This window comes from Silvibacterium acidisoli (assembly GCA_022870745.1).
Taxonomy (GTDB): Bacteria; Acidobacteriota; Terriglobia; order Terriglobales; family Acidobacteriaceae; genus Silvibacterium.
On the sequence record CP085323.1, the window covers coordinates 1,695,120 to 1,712,408 of the forward strand.

The 17,289-nt window shown below is 58.3% G+C and carries 13 protein-coding genes; 3 read left to right on the forward strand and 10 right to left on the reverse strand.

Annotation, left to right across the window (positions count from 1 at the left end; genetic code table 11):
- Positions 1-411 precede the first annotated feature (411 nt).
- Positions 412-2,826 (forward strand): GH116 family glycosyl hydrolase, encoded by a 2,415-nt coding sequence (locus tag LJD29_RS06980; protein WP_446745027.1) that lies wholly within the window; start codon positions 412-414, stop codon positions 2,824-2,826.
- Entirely contained in the window at positions 2,826-3,608 is a 783-nt protein-coding gene (locus LJD29_RS06985; RefSeq protein WP_446745028.1) for a ThuA domain-containing protein, read from the forward strand. The genes LJD29_RS06980 and LJD29_RS06985 overlap by 1 nt, the downstream gene beginning before the upstream one ends.
- Before the next feature lie 158 nt (positions 3,609-3,766).
- Here LJD29_RS06985 and LJD29_RS06990 read toward each other — a convergent pair whose 3' ends face one another.
- Positions 3,767-4,963 carry an ROK family protein gene (locus tag LJD29_RS06990; protein WP_446745029.1) on the reverse strand — a complete coding sequence of 399 codons (1,197 nt, stop codon included), beginning with the start codon at positions 4,961-4,963 and terminating at the stop codon, positions 3,767-3,769.
- 94 nt (positions 4,964-5,057) lie between these two features.
- On the reverse strand, positions 5,058-5,825 hold the full coding sequence (locus tag LJD29_RS06995; RefSeq protein ID WP_446745030.1) for a ThuA domain-containing protein: 768 nt from the start codon (positions 5,823-5,825) through the stop codon (positions 5,058-5,060).
- A gap of 84 nt (positions 5,826-5,909) precedes the next feature.
- Here LJD29_RS06995 and LJD29_RS07000 point away from each other — a divergent pair, with 84 nt between their 5' ends.
- Positions 5,910-7,019, forward strand: coding sequence for a YncE family protein (locus tag LJD29_RS07000; RefSeq protein WP_446745031.1), 1,110 nt, complete (start codon positions 5,910-5,912; stop codon positions 7,017-7,019).
- A gap of 28 nt (positions 7,020-7,047) precedes the next feature.
- Here the strand turns inward: LJD29_RS07000 and LJD29_RS07005 are convergent, their stop codons facing one another.
- From LJD29_RS07005 to LJD29_RS07040, 8 genes are all read right to left on the reverse strand, one after another.
- Positions 7,048-8,655, reverse strand: coding sequence for a PLP-dependent transferase (locus LJD29_RS07005; RefSeq protein ID WP_446745032.1), 1,608 nt, complete (start codon positions 8,653-8,655; stop codon positions 7,048-7,050).
- A gap of 106 nt (positions 8,656-8,761) precedes the next feature.
- Positions 8,762-9,541: an RraA family protein gene (locus tag LJD29_RS07010; protein WP_446745033.1), complete on the reverse strand. Its 780-nt coding sequence runs from the start codon at positions 9,539-9,541 to the stop codon at positions 8,762-8,764.
- A gap of 142 nt (positions 9,542-9,683) precedes the next feature.
- Positions 9,684-10,307, reverse strand: a complete 624-nt coding sequence (locus LJD29_RS07015) for a response regulator (RefSeq protein ID WP_446745034.1) — start codon at positions 10,305-10,307, stop codon at positions 9,684-9,686.
- Positions 10,304-13,288 (reverse strand): sensor histidine kinase, encoded by a 2,985-nt coding sequence (locus tag LJD29_RS07020; RefSeq protein ID WP_446745035.1) that lies wholly within the window; start codon positions 13,286-13,288, stop codon positions 10,304-10,306. Before LJD29_RS07020 ends, LJD29_RS07015 begins: the two co-directional genes overlap by 4 nt.
- 151 nt (positions 13,289-13,439) lie before the next feature.
- Positions 13,440-14,741, reverse strand: coding sequence for an MFS transporter (locus LJD29_RS07025; RefSeq protein ID WP_446745036.1), 1,302 nt, complete (start codon positions 14,739-14,741; stop codon positions 13,440-13,442).
- A gap of 141 nt (positions 14,742-14,882) precedes the next feature.
- On the reverse strand, positions 14,883-16,145 hold the full coding sequence (locus LJD29_RS07030; RefSeq protein ID WP_446745037.1) for an ABC transporter permease: 1,263 nt from the start codon (positions 16,143-16,145) through the stop codon (positions 14,883-14,885).
- Entirely contained in the window at positions 16,139-16,822 is a 684-nt protein-coding gene (locus LJD29_RS07035; RefSeq protein ID WP_446745038.1) for an ABC transporter ATP-binding protein, read from the reverse strand. Before LJD29_RS07035 ends, LJD29_RS07030 begins: the two co-directional genes overlap by 7 nt.
- A gap of 3 nt (positions 16,823-16,825) precedes the next feature.
- Positions 16,826-17,284 (reverse strand): DUF3299 domain-containing protein, encoded by a 459-nt coding sequence (locus LJD29_RS07040; RefSeq protein ID WP_446745039.1) that lies wholly within the window; start codon positions 17,282-17,284, stop codon positions 16,826-16,828.
- Between the last annotated feature and the right edge of the window lie 5 nt (positions 17,285-17,289).

Consider the following 17,289-nt stretch of genomic DNA (forward strand, 5'->3'; position numbering starts at 1 on the left):
GTTCGTTCTTTGCTTCGGTTCTGCCAGCCTCCTGCTGGGCTGGCCTGGTTCTTTTGCGTAGCGCCCCGGCGCAGACTCCCGTTCTGCTCCCCTCTAGGTGCGTCCATACACGAACGACTGCTGCGGATTCGGACGGAATCGTGTCGCCAGCTGCCATCCCCGTACCGGAAATAGACTGGAGAATCGTTTGTCTAAAGCAAGTAAAGGAATACGTGACATCGTTCGTAACGATTATTTAGTATGTACTCTCAATGAATGACGGATGGCAAGGACTTTTTTCGGAACCTTAACGAACCCCGCAAAGACGCCCTCCACCATTCCAGTAACGGCCAATTCAGGCTTGTCCCACTTGCAGCCGGGACCTTCCGGGCCGTCTCTATATAGTTGTTAACCAGTGCGCCGGAGGATTTCTTGAAGCGTCCGCTTGTTTCTGCAGTGTTCTGCACCCTTGTCCTGCTCTTTACTGCCTCGGCCTGGGCAGCCGACGGCATTCCCGAGGCCGCCTGGAAACGCCCGCTGGGCCAGCCTTTCGAAAACCCCGGCCACACGCGCTCTCACGGTGACATCGACGACGGCTACTGGCAGGGCTCTCCCGTCGGAGGCTTCGGCGCGGGCACCTTCTCACGCACATATCGTGGAGACTTTGCCCGCTGGCATATCAAAGCCGCGAATCATAAATATGAGACGGTCTACGCGAACCAGTTCGCAGTCTTCGAACAGAGTGAAGGCGAATCCCCGACAGCGCAGGTGCTGATGAACGGCCACCCCGAAGGCAAGGAGCTTTCCAGCTGGAAGTGGGATTACCCGGTCGGTGCAGGCAACTACTACTCGCTCTTTCCCAAGTCATGGTTCGACTACCAGTCCGAAAAGCTGCCCGCGCACCTTACTCTCGAGCAGTACTCGCCGATCCTTCCCGACAACTATAAGGAGTCGAGCTATCCGGTTGCTGTCTATCGCTGGCACGCCGATAACCCGACCAACAAGACTGTCACGGTTTCAGTGTTGCTCTCGTGGAACAACATGTCCGGATGGTTCCGCACCTTCACTCACGACTTCGCCGGTACGCCCAACCAGGGCAACTACGACGAATACAAGAGCGAAGCCATCAAGGACGGAACGATGAAAGGCGTCGTCTTCGACCGTCTGCGTGCGCAAGCCTCCCCGAACGAGTGGGATGGCCAGTTCGCGATCGCCGCGATCGACTCACCCGGCACCGAGGTGACGTATCAAACTACATATATGACCGAGGGTGACGGCTCTGCCGTCTGGGCGCCGTTCTCGAAGGACGGCCGGCTCTCGAACGCCACCAAGTCCTGGGTCAGCGACAAGGAAAAGCTCGGCGGAGCCATCGCCGTCCGATTTACCCTGAAGCCGGGCGAACACAAGATCATTCCCATGGTGATCTCGTGGGACTTCCCGACGGTACAGTTCGGCGAAGGCCGCAAGTGGGAGCGACGCTACACCGACTTCTACGGCACATCCGGCAGGAACGCATGGCAGATCGCCCGCGATGGGCTGCTGCACGCCGATGAGTGGAGCGAAGCCATCGACAAGTGGCAGGCGCCTTACGTGAACGATGCCAGCAAGCCGCTCTGGTATCGCGGCATGCTCTTCAACGAACTCTACGTCCTCACCGACGGCGGAACCTTCTGGGGACGCCAGCAGGGAGCGCCGAAAACAACCACTCCGACCTTCGCGCTTCTCGAAAGCATGGACTATGCCTATTACGGCACCCTGGACGTAGCCTTCTACGCCACACTGCCCATGCTGAAGTTCTGGCCCACCATCGACAAGCAAACACTCAACCAGTTCGGAGAGACGGTCAACAAGGAATGGCCCGAACAAGGTCTGTGGGTATGGAAGACCGAACAGACCGGCGAGCCCGTCTCCCACAAGCGCAAGGTCATCGGCGCGGTCCCGCATGATTTCGGAGTGCCGGAAGGCGACCCGTTCGTCTCCGTCAACGAACCCGGCATCCAGGACACCAACAACTGGAAGGACCTCAATCCCAAGTGGGTTCTGATGGTCTATCGCGACTACGTCATGACCGGGCACAAGGATCTCGACTTCCTTCGCCACAACTACCCGGCGATGAAGCAGGCCATGCAATACCTGCGCCAGTTCGATACCGGCGGAGGCATCCCAGAAAACAGCGACTACCCTGACCAGACCTATGACGACTGGGTCGTACACGGTGTCAGCGCCTACTCCGGCGGCCTGTGGCTCGCAGCCTCGCGCGCACTCGAAGAGACGGCAAAGATCCTCGGCGACACGGCGACTGCCACCGAATATCACAACCTCTTCCTCAAAGGCCAGAAGACCTACATCTCGCAGCTCTGGAACGGCGAATACTTCAGCTACGACACCAAAAGCCCGACCAAGGACGCTATCCAGGCCGATGAACTCGCTGGCCAGTGGTATGCGGATCTGACAGGGCTCGGCGACATCGTGCCTCACAGGATGCAGGTGTCGAACATGAAGAAGATCTTCGACTACAACGTGATGAAGTTCAACAACGGCACCATGGGCGCGGTAAACGGCATGAATCCCGATGGCACCGTGACAAAGAACTCCGAAGCAAAGGAAGTCTGGGTCGGCACCACCTACGGCTTCGCCGGAATCCTGATGGCCGAGGGCATGAAGGACGAGGCTTACAAAACCACCTGGGGCATCTACAACGTCATTTACAACACCAAGGCTTACTGGTTCCGCACGCCGGAAGCCTGGGACACCACGGGCGACTTCCGCGCCTGCATGTACATGCGTCCAGCAGGCATCTGGGCGCTTGAAATGACGCCTCCTCGCGAAAAGAAAGCAGGCGAATAATGAAGCTCAAGACTCTTCTCTCTTCCATCGTGCTCGTGTGCCTCCTGCTTGCAGGAGGCCGCAGCCTGCATGCCGCTTCTGCACCAGCGCCGAAGTTCCACGTTATCGCCATAGCGGAAAAAGGCGGCATCCATCAGCCCTTCGTCGATGCCGCAAAGATCTGGCTTAACAAGCTGGCGGCTGAGAACAACTTCACCATCGACTACATCGAAAACACCGACAAGATCGATGACGCCTTCCTCGCGAAGTACCAGCTCTTCATCCAGTTGAACTACCCGCCCTACAACTGGACGCCAACCGCCGCCGCTGCCTTCGAACGCTACATTGACCAGGGCAAGGGCGGATGGATCGGCTTCCACCACGCGACACTGCTCGGCGATTTCGACGGCACCCATATTTGGCCATGGTTCTCGGACTTCATGGGCGGCATCCGCTTCACCAGCTACATTCCTGACTTTGCCGACGGCACAGTAACCGTTGAAGACACGAACAGCCCGCTCATGAAAGGTGTCGCGAAGCAGTTCCAGGTCTCAAAAGAAGAGTGGTACACATGGAGCAAATCGCCTCGGCCCAACGTTCACGTGCTGGCTACCGTCGATGAAAACAGCTACAAGCCCGACACCATGATCAAGATGGGCGGCGACCACCCCGTCATCTGGACCAACGAGCATAAGAAGGCTCGCAACGTTTATATCTTCATGGGTCATCATCCGGATCTCTTCGAGAACGAGGCCTACACCACCATCTTCCGCAACGCCATCTTCTGGGCATCGAGCAAATAACGCCTGCTCTGAACGTCTCGCAACGATGGGCGGGTGCGGGCCTCAGCCCGCACATTGAAAGACAAGGATAAAAGGGGCTTCAACCCCTGGGGAATATCTTCTAAACAAAGAGAGTGCCGCGGATGTCCACGGCACTCTCTTTTATTTGGACACCACCCTCAGATCGCAGGCTGAGGCAGCAACACCGACCCGATCGACTCGAGCGCCAGGGACACACCGCCCCACAACGTCGCGCGATCTCCAAGCGCACCTGCCAGAACCTTCGTCACCGCAAACTCGCTGCCCTCAAGCTGCTTCTGCACGGCAGCGATCAATGCCGGATGGCCGCCGACCTCGCCATTCAACAGAATCAGTCCCGGATTCAGAATCAGTGAAAGATTCACAACGATATCGGCGACGATCTCTGCCCGCTGTTGCACAATCTTTTCCGCGCGCGCGTCACCGCTGCTGGCAAGGTTCAGCACATCCAGGCCGGAAGTGACCTTTGCATCTTCCGACTTCTTCCCCTCGTTCCAGCTTCCCAGGATTCCCGAACTCGTCAGCACCGTCTCAAGCTCGCCAAACTCCAAAATCGTCGGACGGCGGCGCATGACTGACGGCAAACGCAGGTAGGCAATTTCGCCAGCCGACCATTGCGAGCCATGATGAATCTTTCCACCCAGCACGATGCCCGATCCCACGTTTGAACCGACGCTTATCAGCACAAAATCCTGCTCACCGCGTGCCGCCCCGTTGTAGCGCTCACCCTGCGCAGCAAGATTCGTATCGTTCTCCACCACCACCGGGCAGCTGATGAGCTTACTCAGCATGGTCCGCAGCGGAACCGAGCGCCAGTCCTTGAGCGTGCTGATGGCCAGTACGCTGCCTTCTTCGACATTCGTAATTGCCGGCACACCCACAACCAGCTTCAGCAGGTGATCGGCCGATTTCTTCTGCTTCTTCAGCAGCGTCTGCAATCCCTTTGCAATGTAGCCGCAGACCGCATCGGGAGTAGTGCTGCGCTTCTCGAAGTCCACCGTCAGGGTATCGAGTTCGCCGCCATTCAGGTCGGTCAGCAGAAACGACAAGCGGTCCGCGGATAACTCCACTGCCGCGATGCAGCCGCGTTCGGCCTTGAAGCGAATCATATCCGGCGGACGCCCGCCACTCGATTCGCCCTCTCCAAGCGGCTCGATCAGATTTGCCGAGAGCAGATCGTTGACGACATTCGTCACCGTGGGAGCACTCAGGCCTGACGCGCGCACCAGGTCAGCGCGGGAACAGGACCCGCATTCCCGGAGCAGCGTAAGGATACTTAGCGCATTTGTATGGCGCAGGACAGAGGGCCGGCCGATGGGAAGAGTCTTCTTGGTCAAGTTAGCTCAATCAATACGGGCTGGTCTGCAACCCTCCCCCGAATCGTCTCTCGAACCCTCAGCATAAGTCAATATCGCAGAGCACGTTAGCCAACTATTTCGCGGCTCGATCTTTGCGCCCGAGCCAAAGCACCATATTTTCAAACAGCCGGTTCTGGACAGGACTGTCGAAAATCTTCGTGCCATGCCCCATATTCGCGTAGATCATCCGATACTTTGTATTCGTCCACACAACCGGCACATCGCCGTGAGTCAACGTGTCCTTGAAGCCGAGCGGATAATTCGAAGGGTCGAGCGTCAGAAGCACCTTGATCCCAGGGGTATCCCGAGGACTGGGCAGCCACATATACCATTCGTTCGCAGGCGCCATGTAGCTCGGGGGAATGCCCTTCACTACCGGATTTGCTGGGTCGTCAACCTTCAGCTTAGCCGGCAGCGGAGGCCAGTTGTTGCTGTGGAAGAGCGTGCCCATGAAGTCGGCAAACCAGGGCCACTCCGAGCGATGATCGATGTATCCCGAAATATGAAATCCCAGCCAGCCACCGCCGCCGTCCATGTACTTCTCGAAGGCCGCGCGAACGGCCGGAGCTGACGGCGGGTCGTCCAGGAACATCACCAGCTCGTACTTCTTCAGATTCTCGGCGTTCATCCGCGTCCAGTCGGTCGTTGCCTCGAAGGTGAAGTGATCCTTCTCCGCCATCTTCTGGAAGAACGGGATCGCTCCCGTTGCAAAATCAACGTGGTCCGGCTCAACTTTAGTCGAATAAAACGCGAGCACGTGGAACGCAGGAGTCTGCGCTAGTGCAGCGAAGGGAGCCGCAAAAAGAATTGCCAGGAGAAAAGACCAGGTGCGCCGCATCATCGAAGTTCCAATCCGAAAGAAATAGCTCGTCGCCGACTTTCTAACGTTTGCTAAACTAGTCCCACTACGAGGTTGTACCACAACATGAAGCCTTTCGGCAGCAACGTTCAGCGCAGCTCCTGCATATCCAACCTGAAGCGCACGGTCATGGCTGGCGTCATCCTTGCGACTGCCATCACACCCGCGCTGGCCGAAAGCGATGTCTCCTACGGGCAACTCATCAATCGCCTCGCCGTCGGCATCAACCCGGTCACCCACAAGGCATACGCGGTAAACGAGAGCGCGGGCACTGTTTCAGTGACCGACGAGAAATCAGGCGCGACCAAAACCGTCCAGGTCGGTGCGGGGCCCGATTCGCTCGCCATCAACAGCAGGACAAATCGTATTTATGTCGTAAATGCCGGGGGGAACACGGTAAGCGTGCTCGATGGGACAACCGACGCAATAATCGCTACCGTGAAGACCGGCAACTCGCCGTATACGCTCGCTGTCGATGAAGCCCACAATAAGGTCTACGTCGCCAACACCTACAGCAACGCTGTCACCGTTATCGATGGAGCAACCAACACGTCTACGTCGCTAAAGGTTGGATCCGCCGACGCTGTCATGGTCGATCCCGGTGCGAACAAGCTTTACATCATGGGGTACGAAGATCCGAACCTGCGCGTGTACGACATCGCCAGCGGCGTTACTACCAAGGTCCGCGTCGGCGGACATCAGTGGGGTATCGCGCTGGACGAATCCACCAGCACCCTGTACATGACGCACACCACAACTGCCGATGTCGCAGCCTTTAACGGAAAGACCGGAAACGTCTCGATGATTCCCGTTGGCGCGATTCCCAGCGCTGTAGCATTCGATCCCCGGACAAAAAGACTCTACTCCGTGAACTATGGCGACGAAACCGTAACCGTTATTGATACGAAAAACCACAGGAATATTGCAACCTTGCCCGTAGGCAGCCATCCGCAGGCCGTAGCCATAGATGCTGAAAAGAATCTTGTCTACATCGCAAATGTGCATGGAGACAGCGTGACTGTGATCGATGGCAAAACGAACAAGGTGCTGGGAACGCACCCGGCCGGGAAAAACCCTTACGCCCTGGCCATCGACCCGGCCATGCACCAGCTCTTCGCTGCAAATTACGGACAACCGTCCGTGACGAAAATCGACTTGACGAAAGCCGCGAAATAAAAAGGGCCGGCTCTCCGGCCCCTTTTATTTATGCCTTCACCGCACTCCAAGTGGCGGCGCCATACTCTCCCATCTGCACCGTTCCGCTGATACTGCCGCCTGACACCACCCCTTTAAACGTCCAGGGAATTTCGTTGCCGGAAACGGCCATATTGCTGCGAAGTTCAACGTGGTCAGCGTGCATCACGCCTTTGAGCTCAGCCTCATAAACTTCACCCTTCTGCGTACCGGTTACCTGGTCGCCCTCCTGCTTCAATACGAAGTGCTGCTCTCCGGTGCCACGCAGATATTTGATCGTCACCGCCCAGCTCCCGCCGACCTGCGCCGGCGTTCCCTGCGGGACCACTGGATTTTCATAATGTCCCGGCTTGGTCAGTGCTTCGTAAACCGCATCGGCGACAATCGGAGCCTCATCCGCCGCCATCATGTACGGCATGATCGTGAGCGAGCTCTGCATCTGGTCAGGGCGCTTGCCCGACCCGCTGCCCACCAGGATGCGCGGCGTTCCCTTGTCCAGCTTCTCTACGAGTTCGGTTCCAGTGATGCCAAGCTTCGTGGCATCCCAGCTGATCTCGAGCTCCGGTGAGCGATTGGAAAGGTCTTCCGGTTCGTTGTACTTCGTTGTGACCGAAGGCAGACCCTTTACCTTGTCTTCAATGGTCTTCAGCCATGCGCGCCACTCGTGCTGTTCCGCATCATGATCCCGCTTGTACCACTGACGAACCGCGGCCAGCATGCCCATGATCTCTTCCTTGCCGACCTTGAGCGCGCGTCCCCAGTTATGGTGCGGAGCCGCATTGAACCATGCTGCTTCAATGATGTTCTTATTGCCCAGCAATACGCCTGCAGCCTGCGGTCCGCGCATGCACTTGCCGCCCGAATAGCCCACCAGTGTCGCACCATGTGCGATGTGAATATTCGGAACCAGCGGCTCTTCCGCGGCAGCATCCACAAACACCGGGACATTCTTTTCTTTCGCAATCGAACAGATATTCGGGATCGACAGAGGGCCTTTCTCCGCCGCAGGACCTGACAGGATGTAGACCATCGCCACCCGCTCCGTCAGCCTGGTGCGCAATTCCTCTTCTGAGTCGACCTCGATAATCTCCACGCCGCTCATGCGCACGCCAAAGTCATAAGGATTGCGCGAATGCTTCGGAATAATCACCTGGTCTTTCACCTTGCGATAGGGCATCGATTGCGTGCGCTCAGGGTCGGTTCCCGCTACGCAGGCGACCGTCGCAAGTGCAATCGCAGCCTCGCATCCAGTCGTGACCATCGCATGTTCGCCGCCCATCAGCTTCGCGATTTCGCGTCCGACCGCGGGCATCAGCTCATCCAGGTGGACGAAGTAGTGCGAAGCGTCGAACATCGCCTGTTTTACCTGCGGCAGCGAACGCGATCCGGTAATGATCGTGTATGTGCCGCGTGCATTGATCAGCGGACGAACACCAATCTCTGTGAAGAGGTTATCTCCGTCGATCTTCATCGGATTTACACGCAGCGGCGGCAGCGCGGGCTCCTGCGCTTTGGCTAATGCAGGAGACAGAGAGCTGGCGGCAGACACCGCCGTGAACATGCCCGACTGCTTCAGAACATCACGACGCGTGAAACGTGCTTTGCGAAAAATTGACATAGCTTTCTATCTCCCTTTGTAAACACGAAGAGGACGGCTACAAAAAGCGGCCGTCCTCTACATGGCGAACCTGATCTTCTGCCGCCGACCTTTGTTTCCGTCTTCTTTAGATACGTCCGAACTGCTTCACTGCTTCCACGATCGAGTGGTACTTCTCAATGTACGAATACATCGAGTGTTCGCTGTTATCCAGCTTCTGAGCCAGCACCAGGACATCGGCTGCATGCTCACGCGGCACCACGACCACCCCATCCTGATCGGCAACAATGATGTCGTTCGGCATCACCTTCTGGCCGTCGCACATCACCGGTACATTCATGCCGCCAAAGCGATAATGGCTGACCGAAGTCGAAGGAACCACGCCCGTCGCATATACAGGAAAGCCAATCTTCTTCAACTGAGGCAGATCCCGCACGCCTCCGTCGATCACCGCTCCCGCGAAGTCTCGTGAGAACATGGCAGTTCCCATCAGGCCGCCCATCCCGGCAATATCCGCGCCGTCTTCTACGGTCATCACGTACACCGAGCCCGGTCCTCCCGTGTCGATCGCCTTCAACATGCCGGAGAGCGCATCCGGGTCGTGATTCTCTTCCTTGACCAGCTTGACCGTCAGCGCTGTGCCCGCAAACTTGGTCGGAAAAATCGACTGCATACGATGAGACATGTAGTGCTTTTCGTGCAGCAGCTGCTCGACTGCATCGGAAACAGACGCGGCCTCAACATGCCGATAAGCGTCGAGCATCGCCTTCGGGTCAGCCGCATAATCGGCAGCAGTCTTCGGCGAATCGGCGTTGACGACGTGGATCGCCGCAAATGCGGTGACAACAGCAAGCACGGCAGAGCCGATGACACGGCCAGCTTTCGATGAGAGAGCGGAACGAAACACGGTGTTCCTCCTGCGGTTACGACTTGCGAGATCGATGGCACCCTGTGGCAGGTTTTCACGCACAGTATCTGAGACTCGCAGTCGAGGGAAGTATATCGCCACTTTGCGAGACGCCATCTCAGATGGTGAAACAGTTCACCTGTCAGTCCAGATGCACCAGCCCGCGTTGCAACGCGTAGATCGTAGCCTGCGTGCGATCGCGCGCGCCCAGCTTATCCAGCACGGAAGACACATGAATGCGCACCGTCTTCTCCGCGATCTTCAGCTCCTCCGCAATCTCCCGGTTGGAGCGGCCCTGCGTGATACACGTCAGCACTTCGGACTCTCGCGGAGTCAGGTCGGACTCGGGTATGCGTTCTGCCAGCCGGTCAAGCGCAATCCTCGGCAGGTAGCGCAAGCCCTGGTCTACGCTCTGAATCGCGTTTACCAGTTCTTCCCCGCTCGCATCTTTCGTCAGATAAGCCATCGCTCCCGAACGCACCGCGCGATAAATATCCTCGCTCCCCTGGTAATTCGAAAGCACCACAACCCTCACCGATGAGAACTCGCTGCGCAGCTGCGTAATCAGCTCGAATCCGCTCACCCGCGGCAGGCGAAGATCCAGCACCAGCACATCGGGCTTGAGCGACCGGTACATCGTCATCCCTTCTTCGCCGTCAGAAGCCTCACCGACAATCTTGATCTGCGGATGCCCCGACAGCACCGAATGCAGCGCCATACGCGCGAGATAATGATCCTCTACCAGCAAAACGCGAATCTGCTTCATATTCCAATCCATGGGGTAACGTATGGCTGCCGCGGATTGACCGCCTGCATCGCCTTGAACATCACATTTACGGAGACCTCAGTGCCTCCGCCATTCGAGCTCTGCACACGCAAGACACCACCAACCTTTCGCGCCCGCTCTTCCATCACGTGAATCCCAAAATGCCCGACCTTCAGGCTGTCGCCGCGAAAGCCGCAGCCGTCATCGCGAATCGACAGGTACAGCGCATTGGCCTCGTACCGGAGATTCACCGCGACATGCGATGGCGCAGCATGCCGCATCGCGTTCGATACCGCCTCCTGCCCGATGCACACCAGGTGATGCACATAGGCAGGAGCCATCGGTACCTCCTCGCCCTCCACGCGGAAACTCACCGCAACAGAATCGCCTGGGTCGTGCGCGGCAATCGTACGCGACAACGCCTGCGAAAGTACATTCGTCATTTCCTCGGTGTCGCGCAGGTCCCAGATGATACGGCGCGCCTCTGCCTGGCAATGAGACACCATGCTGCGCGCAACCTTGAACGACTCCACTGCAGGCGTCTCGGCAGATGAGCTGTCGCGCAGCAGCTTCGCGGTCGCCTCGAGCTGCCACGAAATCGCCGCCAGCCCCGCCATCAAGGTGTCATGACACTCCCGGGCAATGCGGTTGCGCTCTTCCATCACGACACCGATCTGCCCCTTCACCAGCTTCAACCGGCTGCGGAAGAACTGAACGGCCAGCACGGCTCCGATCAGAAGCAGGCAGGCATAAAACATCCATGTCTCGTAGAAATGCCGCCCCTGCTCCACTGCGATCGAAGATACCGTCGCGCCCCATGCCTCCCCGCTGCGTCTTGCCTGCACTTCGAAGCGGTAGTTACCCGGAGGCAGCCGGCGATAGCGCACATTTCGCGAACGAGTCCGGATCCAGTCGCTGTCGAAACCCACAAGCCGGTACCGGAACTCCACCTGCGAAGGATTCGTCAGCTCTGTCACGCTGAAAAAGAAGGAAAGATCGGGCTGCGACGCTCCCACATGGATCTGTGCACCGTCGTGCGCCAGCGTCCGGTCGCCATCGCCGTTCAACGTCCACTCCACAACCGGCTTCAGCGGGTGGCGGAAGCGTTCTTCTTCGTTCACGCCCGTTGTGTGAACAAATCCCTTGGCTGTCACAAACCAGAGCGTGCCGTCGCTGGTTATGGTGGATGCGGGCAGCGAACTTCCCACGCATTCGCTCGACTGCATGCCATCGTCGCGTCCGAACAGAATCGCCGACAGGGAGGCTTCGCCACCATCGGCCACGGCGTGGAGCCCTGCCACGTTGACACGTGCAATACCGCGCAGCGTGCCCAGCCACAGGTATCCCTTGCCGTCTTCGATCAGCGTCTGAATCGGAGTCGATGGCATACCACTCCTCGCGCTCAGCGTATACACCTGGTCATCCTTCAGCAGCGACAAGCCACCGGCCTTCGTACTCACCCACGTGTATCCGAGGCTGTCATGCAGCAGCGCCAGCACATGGGGATGCGGCAGGTCGCTCACCGGCATCACTCGTCCCTCGCGTACGCGAAACAGCCCGGTGCTCGTGCCTACAAGCACCGACCCGTCCGTATCTTCGAGCAGGCAGGTAACAAGTTTTCCGGGGAGGAAGGTCTCCCGCTTCGCCTGCGGAACACCATCGGCAAAATAGAGCACTCCGATGTAGGTACCGACCCAGAGACCGCCACGACGATCCACAAGCGTCGCGCTTACGGCGTTTGCAGGCGACTCCGTACCCAGCAGATAGTGCTGATACGAATTGCCGTCATAGCGATAAATTCCGTTGAACCACGTCCCAATCCATATCTGGCCGCGGGCGTTCTCGCTGAGCGTACGAACCAGGGCCGTCGACGGCATTCCCGGAGGCGTCTCGTTCTTTAGCCGGCCATCGTGCAGCCGAAAGATCCCCTTACCCCACGTGCCGAACCAGAGGTCCCCATGGCTGTCCGCAAGCACGTTCGCCGCGATCGTCACAGGATATCCCTCGATGCCCGAGTAGGAAGCGAAGGCAGCTTTACTCAACCTCGTCAGGCCACCTGTTTGAGAGCCGATCCAAAGATTCTCCTCGTTGTCGACAAAAAGGGCACATACCGCATCGTCAGCCAGCCCATCCCGCGAGTTCCACGAGTCCACCGTTTTACCGTAGATACGCCGAACGCCGTCGTGGCGCGTTCCCACCCACAGATTGCCAAGACGATCGCCAACCATGACCGTGACTGGGCTGGAGATGCGCGCAGCGATCACCTCGTCATAGCCGCCATCGCTTCGCGGAACCAGCTGCACCACCCCCAGCATCGTTCCGACCCACAGCCGTTGCTGTGGATCGCGGTAGACCGCCACCGGCTTGCCCATCTCCGCATGATGAAGCTGATACGGCTTCCAGTCTTTTCCGTTGAGATGAAAGAGTCCGCGTGAAGTAATGAAGAACAGTCCGCCGTGGCCGTCGTCTGCAAACGGAGTAGCGATATCGCCCGAAATCTGCCCGGCGCCGCTCAAGACCTTGAGCGAACCGTTACTATAGTGCTCGATACCGTTCTGCGTCGCGATCCACACCCCGCCGTCGGCATCTTCATGAAAAGTGCGGATTCTTTCATTGCTGAGTCCGGCAAGCTCGCTGATGTTGTTCAGCGCGCCCGAGGCGGTAAGCTGCAGTACACCCTGGCCATCGGTTCCGATCCAGAGATCGCCATTCCTGGTGTGGAGCATGGCGTTTACGGCCTCGCCGTCAATGCTGGCTGATATGGAAAAGCTTTGAAAATGAAGGCCATCGAAGGTCGCGAGGCCGGCGGCCGTGGCCAGCAGCAGCTTGCCGTCGGACTGCTGCGCAATCATTCTCACGTTGTTTTCAGGCAGGCCGTCTTCCACCTGCCATATCTGTTTCTGATACTCGGACAGCGGCAGCAGGGGCGGCTCCGCCAGTCCCGGCAAGGCAGTGAGGACCGCCAGCACAATCAAAGCCACAAACGGCCGCAGACTCCCGTCGATGTGTGGATAACATCGGACGCGAGGGAATCGGTAGCGACAGGCGGTCAGCATCATGCCATAAGGGTTTATGAATAAGGCATCACAAACCCATGGCAGATGTAAAGGAAATGTGAAGATTCCCTGCTGCTCAGGCTGTTTCCAGGGGCCGTTCCGGGTGAACGCTCAACCAGCAAAGTGCGCCAATTACGGCCAGCGCCGCTGCTACCCCGAAGGATCCGGTCCACCCGTAGCGATGCGCAATCCAGGGAGTAAGAGAGGCGGTCACCGCTCCCCCAAACTGTCCTCCCATGTTGACAATGCTCGAAAACACACCCGAACTGCGGCCAGCAATGTCGACGGATACCGAGAAAAATGCGCTCTGCGAAAGGTAGAGCATCCCGGCGCCGCCCGCGAGAATCATTCCCGCCAGCAGAGGACTCTGCACCTGTGAGCCCAGAACCAGGAACACGGCAGTGGCAAAAAGCGCCCCCGATGCCAGCAGGCAGCGGCCTACCCGAAGTCCGTAAAGCCGGCTCAGAAGATCGTTCAGCGCGCCGCCGACAAGACAAAAGACCGTCATCGAGAGAAACGGCAGCATGGTGTAGCGGGCGCTCGCCTTCAGATTCACGCCACGCACCTGCGCCATGTACAGAAAGAACCAGCTGAAAAAGATCCAGGCGATGTAACCGAAGGCAAAATAGCCGATCATCAGCGCCGGTAGATCACGGCGATGGAAGATCGCCCCCCACGAGATTCCCGTCCTGTCCGGAAGGCTTTCCTCAGCCGGAACCGCACCGATCCCCTCGTGCACGCCCTCGTGAATCACGCGGAGCTCACCCGGTGAGACCATCGGGTGCTCTTCCGGACGATCGCGCGCCGCCAGCCACCAGATGCCGCCGGCAATCAGGCCCACCACCGCGCTGAACCAGAACGCCGCACGCCAGCCGTAGCTCGTGATCATCCAGTTCAGCAGTGGAGGCGTAAGGCCGCTGCCCGCGCCCACACCCGCGAAGATCAGGCCATTGATGATGCCGCGCTCCTGCTGGGGAATCCACTGTGCGACGAACTGGTTCGCCGCCGGATACACCACCGACTCACCCGCGCCTAAGACGAAACGAATGGCAATGAGAATGGCCACGGCATGAGGCAGATTCGAAGGCAGCAGCGCTGTCGCCGCGGTCGCTACGCCCCACCACAGAACTCCAAAAGCCAGTACCCTCCGCGGTCCATACTTCGCTGCCAGCCAGCCCGCAGGAATCTGAAAGCCCGCATAGCCAAGCAGAAATGCGGAGAAGATCCAGCCAAGATGCTGGTTGCCCAGTCCGTACTCCAGGCTGATCTGCAACCCGGCAATGGAGATATTTGTTCGGTCGAGAAAGGCGACCCCGCTCAACACAAACAGCAGGATGGAAAGAAAAATCCGAACTCGTGTACGACCTTCCCCAGGCATCTATCCTCCGGCAACAAGCCTGTCAGCCATCTAAGCCGACAATCGCAAAACATTTTCAACCAGTGAGCGCGCCGACGTAGACGCAGCCTCGAAGACCGCTTCCATTCTGAACGAGGAACAGTGAGGAAGACAATCCGCGGATTAAAAAGCGTTCAAGCCCTCGATCAGCGCGATACGGTAAGAGCGGATCGCCGGCACGCATCCCATCAGGGTTCCGCCGGCCACAACCAGCCCCAGATAGATCATCACCCGCGTCGACAACCCGACCATGGCAATCGGAATCCCGAAGTGCGATTCCGCCGGGCCATGGAACGCCCAGAGCAGCCCATAGGCTGCCACCAGGCCGACCACCGCGCCAATTGTCGTGATCAGTACAGACTCGAGAACGAACAAGGCAAAGATTTGCCTGGCATGCAGACCGACAGCTCTCAGAATTGCGATCTCGCGCTTGCGTTCATTGAGCGCCGTATAAAGCGAGATGAGCATCGCCACCAGCCCCACCACGAGCACGGCGCTGCTCACCAGTGAAAGCGCGACGTCCACATATCCAAGCATGTTCCAGAGATCTTCGAGCGTATACGCCGGGATAATCGCCGTCAGCGGCTCGCCCTTGTATGTATTGATCTCGCGCTGCAACAGGAGAGTGGTAATGCGTGAGCGCGTCCGCACAAGGAACGAGCTTATGGTGTCGATATGCAGATCTTCTTTCCGGATCTGCGTTGTTGGCGGAGCTTCACCTAAAGCCGGCGGCGTTCCGCCCTCCCAGCCCACGTGCATGGCTTCTTCGCCATAAAGCGTAATGTAGATCGTCCGATCAACCGGGGTCGCCGTCTGCTTCAGCACGCCCACAACGGTGAAAGGCTTATCGGCATGCTTGAAGAGGCTGACCTGTTCAAGGCCGTGACTCAGCACAAGCTTCGCGCCCGTGTGATAGCCAAACTGCTTCGCAACCTCGCTTCCCAGCACTGCGTCGAAGATTCCCTCGGCGCGTCCACCTTCGGCGAACTCGACCGAATGATCGCGGCGAAAACGATAGTGTTCGTAAAAATTATCGTCTGTAGCCACCACGCGGTATCCATGAAAGCTGTCACCCATCGAGAACGGAATCGTCCAAAGCACCGCCGGATGATCGCGAAAATGCTCGTAGGACGAGTACGAAATCTCGTTCGACGCCGTACCGATATGGAAGACCGAGTACAGCAACAACGGCAGCGATCCGCCACGCGCACCGACGACGAGATCTGTCTGGCTGAGCGTCCCCGCGAAGCCTTCCTGCACGCCCTGGCGGATGCGGTCAACACCGATCAGCAGCAACACGCTGAGCGCTATGGAAAATACAGTAAGGCTCGTGGTGACCGCACGACTACGCAGCGACGAAAATGCAAGCCTGAGCAGCACTAGCATGGCACCACCGTATTGATCTCTGTAACCGAAATCTGGCGGTCGAAACGCGACATCAGCGAATCATCGTGACTCACAAACAACAAGGTGGCACGCGTCTCGTCGCATAGTTCAATCAGCAGCCGCAGAAAATTCTCCTGCCGATTGCGATCGAGCGAAGACGTCGGCTCGTCGGCGATCACCAGCCGGGGAGCGCCGATCACCGCGCGCGCAATCGCCACACGCTGCTGCTGGCCTGTGCTTAGCCGCGTGACAGGCCGGTCGAGGAACTCGCCGATATCCAGCCGTGACGCGATCCGCGAAATCTCCTCATCGATTGACGACGCAGTAATGCGCTTGCGGCGCTTCGCATGAAGCTCGCAGGGAAGGCCGATATTCTGCCGCACGGAAAGATAAGGAATCAGGTTGAAGCTCTGAAAGATGTAGCCCATCTCCGAACCGCGATGCCGGTCGCGCATCGAAAGCGAGAGGTGCGTCAGATCTTTACCCAGCACTTCCACTTCACCTGTTTTGGCCGTGAGAATCCCCGCAATCAGGCCAAGCAGCGTGGTCTTGCCGCTGCCGCTGGGCCCGTACAAAAAGACTCGCTCTCCCTCTTCGATCAGCAGCTCGGGAACTTCAAGAAGCGCTTGCTGCCGTTCGTAACCGAAGGACACATTTTTCAGATGGATCGCAGGCAATCCTTACTCCTGGTAGGGCTTCACCGACTCGCCATCAAGGCTGTAGGAGACATCACCGTATGGGCTTTTGACATTGGAAATCTTGAGAACACCCGTCACGACGATGGGATCGGTGAACGACATCTTCGCCTTCCCGTCATGCGCGAGCTTCACATAAACCATCTGGTTCGGAGGCGGTGGAGGAACATGAATGCACGCGCCCGCATAAGGCACCAGCAGAAACTCCGTCACCTGCTGGGCATCGTCTTCGAGCGGCACCATGAAGCCGGGAATAGAAATGCGCTTGCCCTGCAGCTGCCAGGCCGCTGCCGTCTTCGACGCAGCACCGGAGTCAGTGAGCGTCTTCAGAGTGTTCCAGCCAACAGTGACTGGAGCACTCTCCGCATGGCAGAGGCCCAGTCCAGCGGCAAGAGCGCTGCAAAGAACCACCAGCCTGGCAAGCCCGAAGATACGAAATCCCATCACAA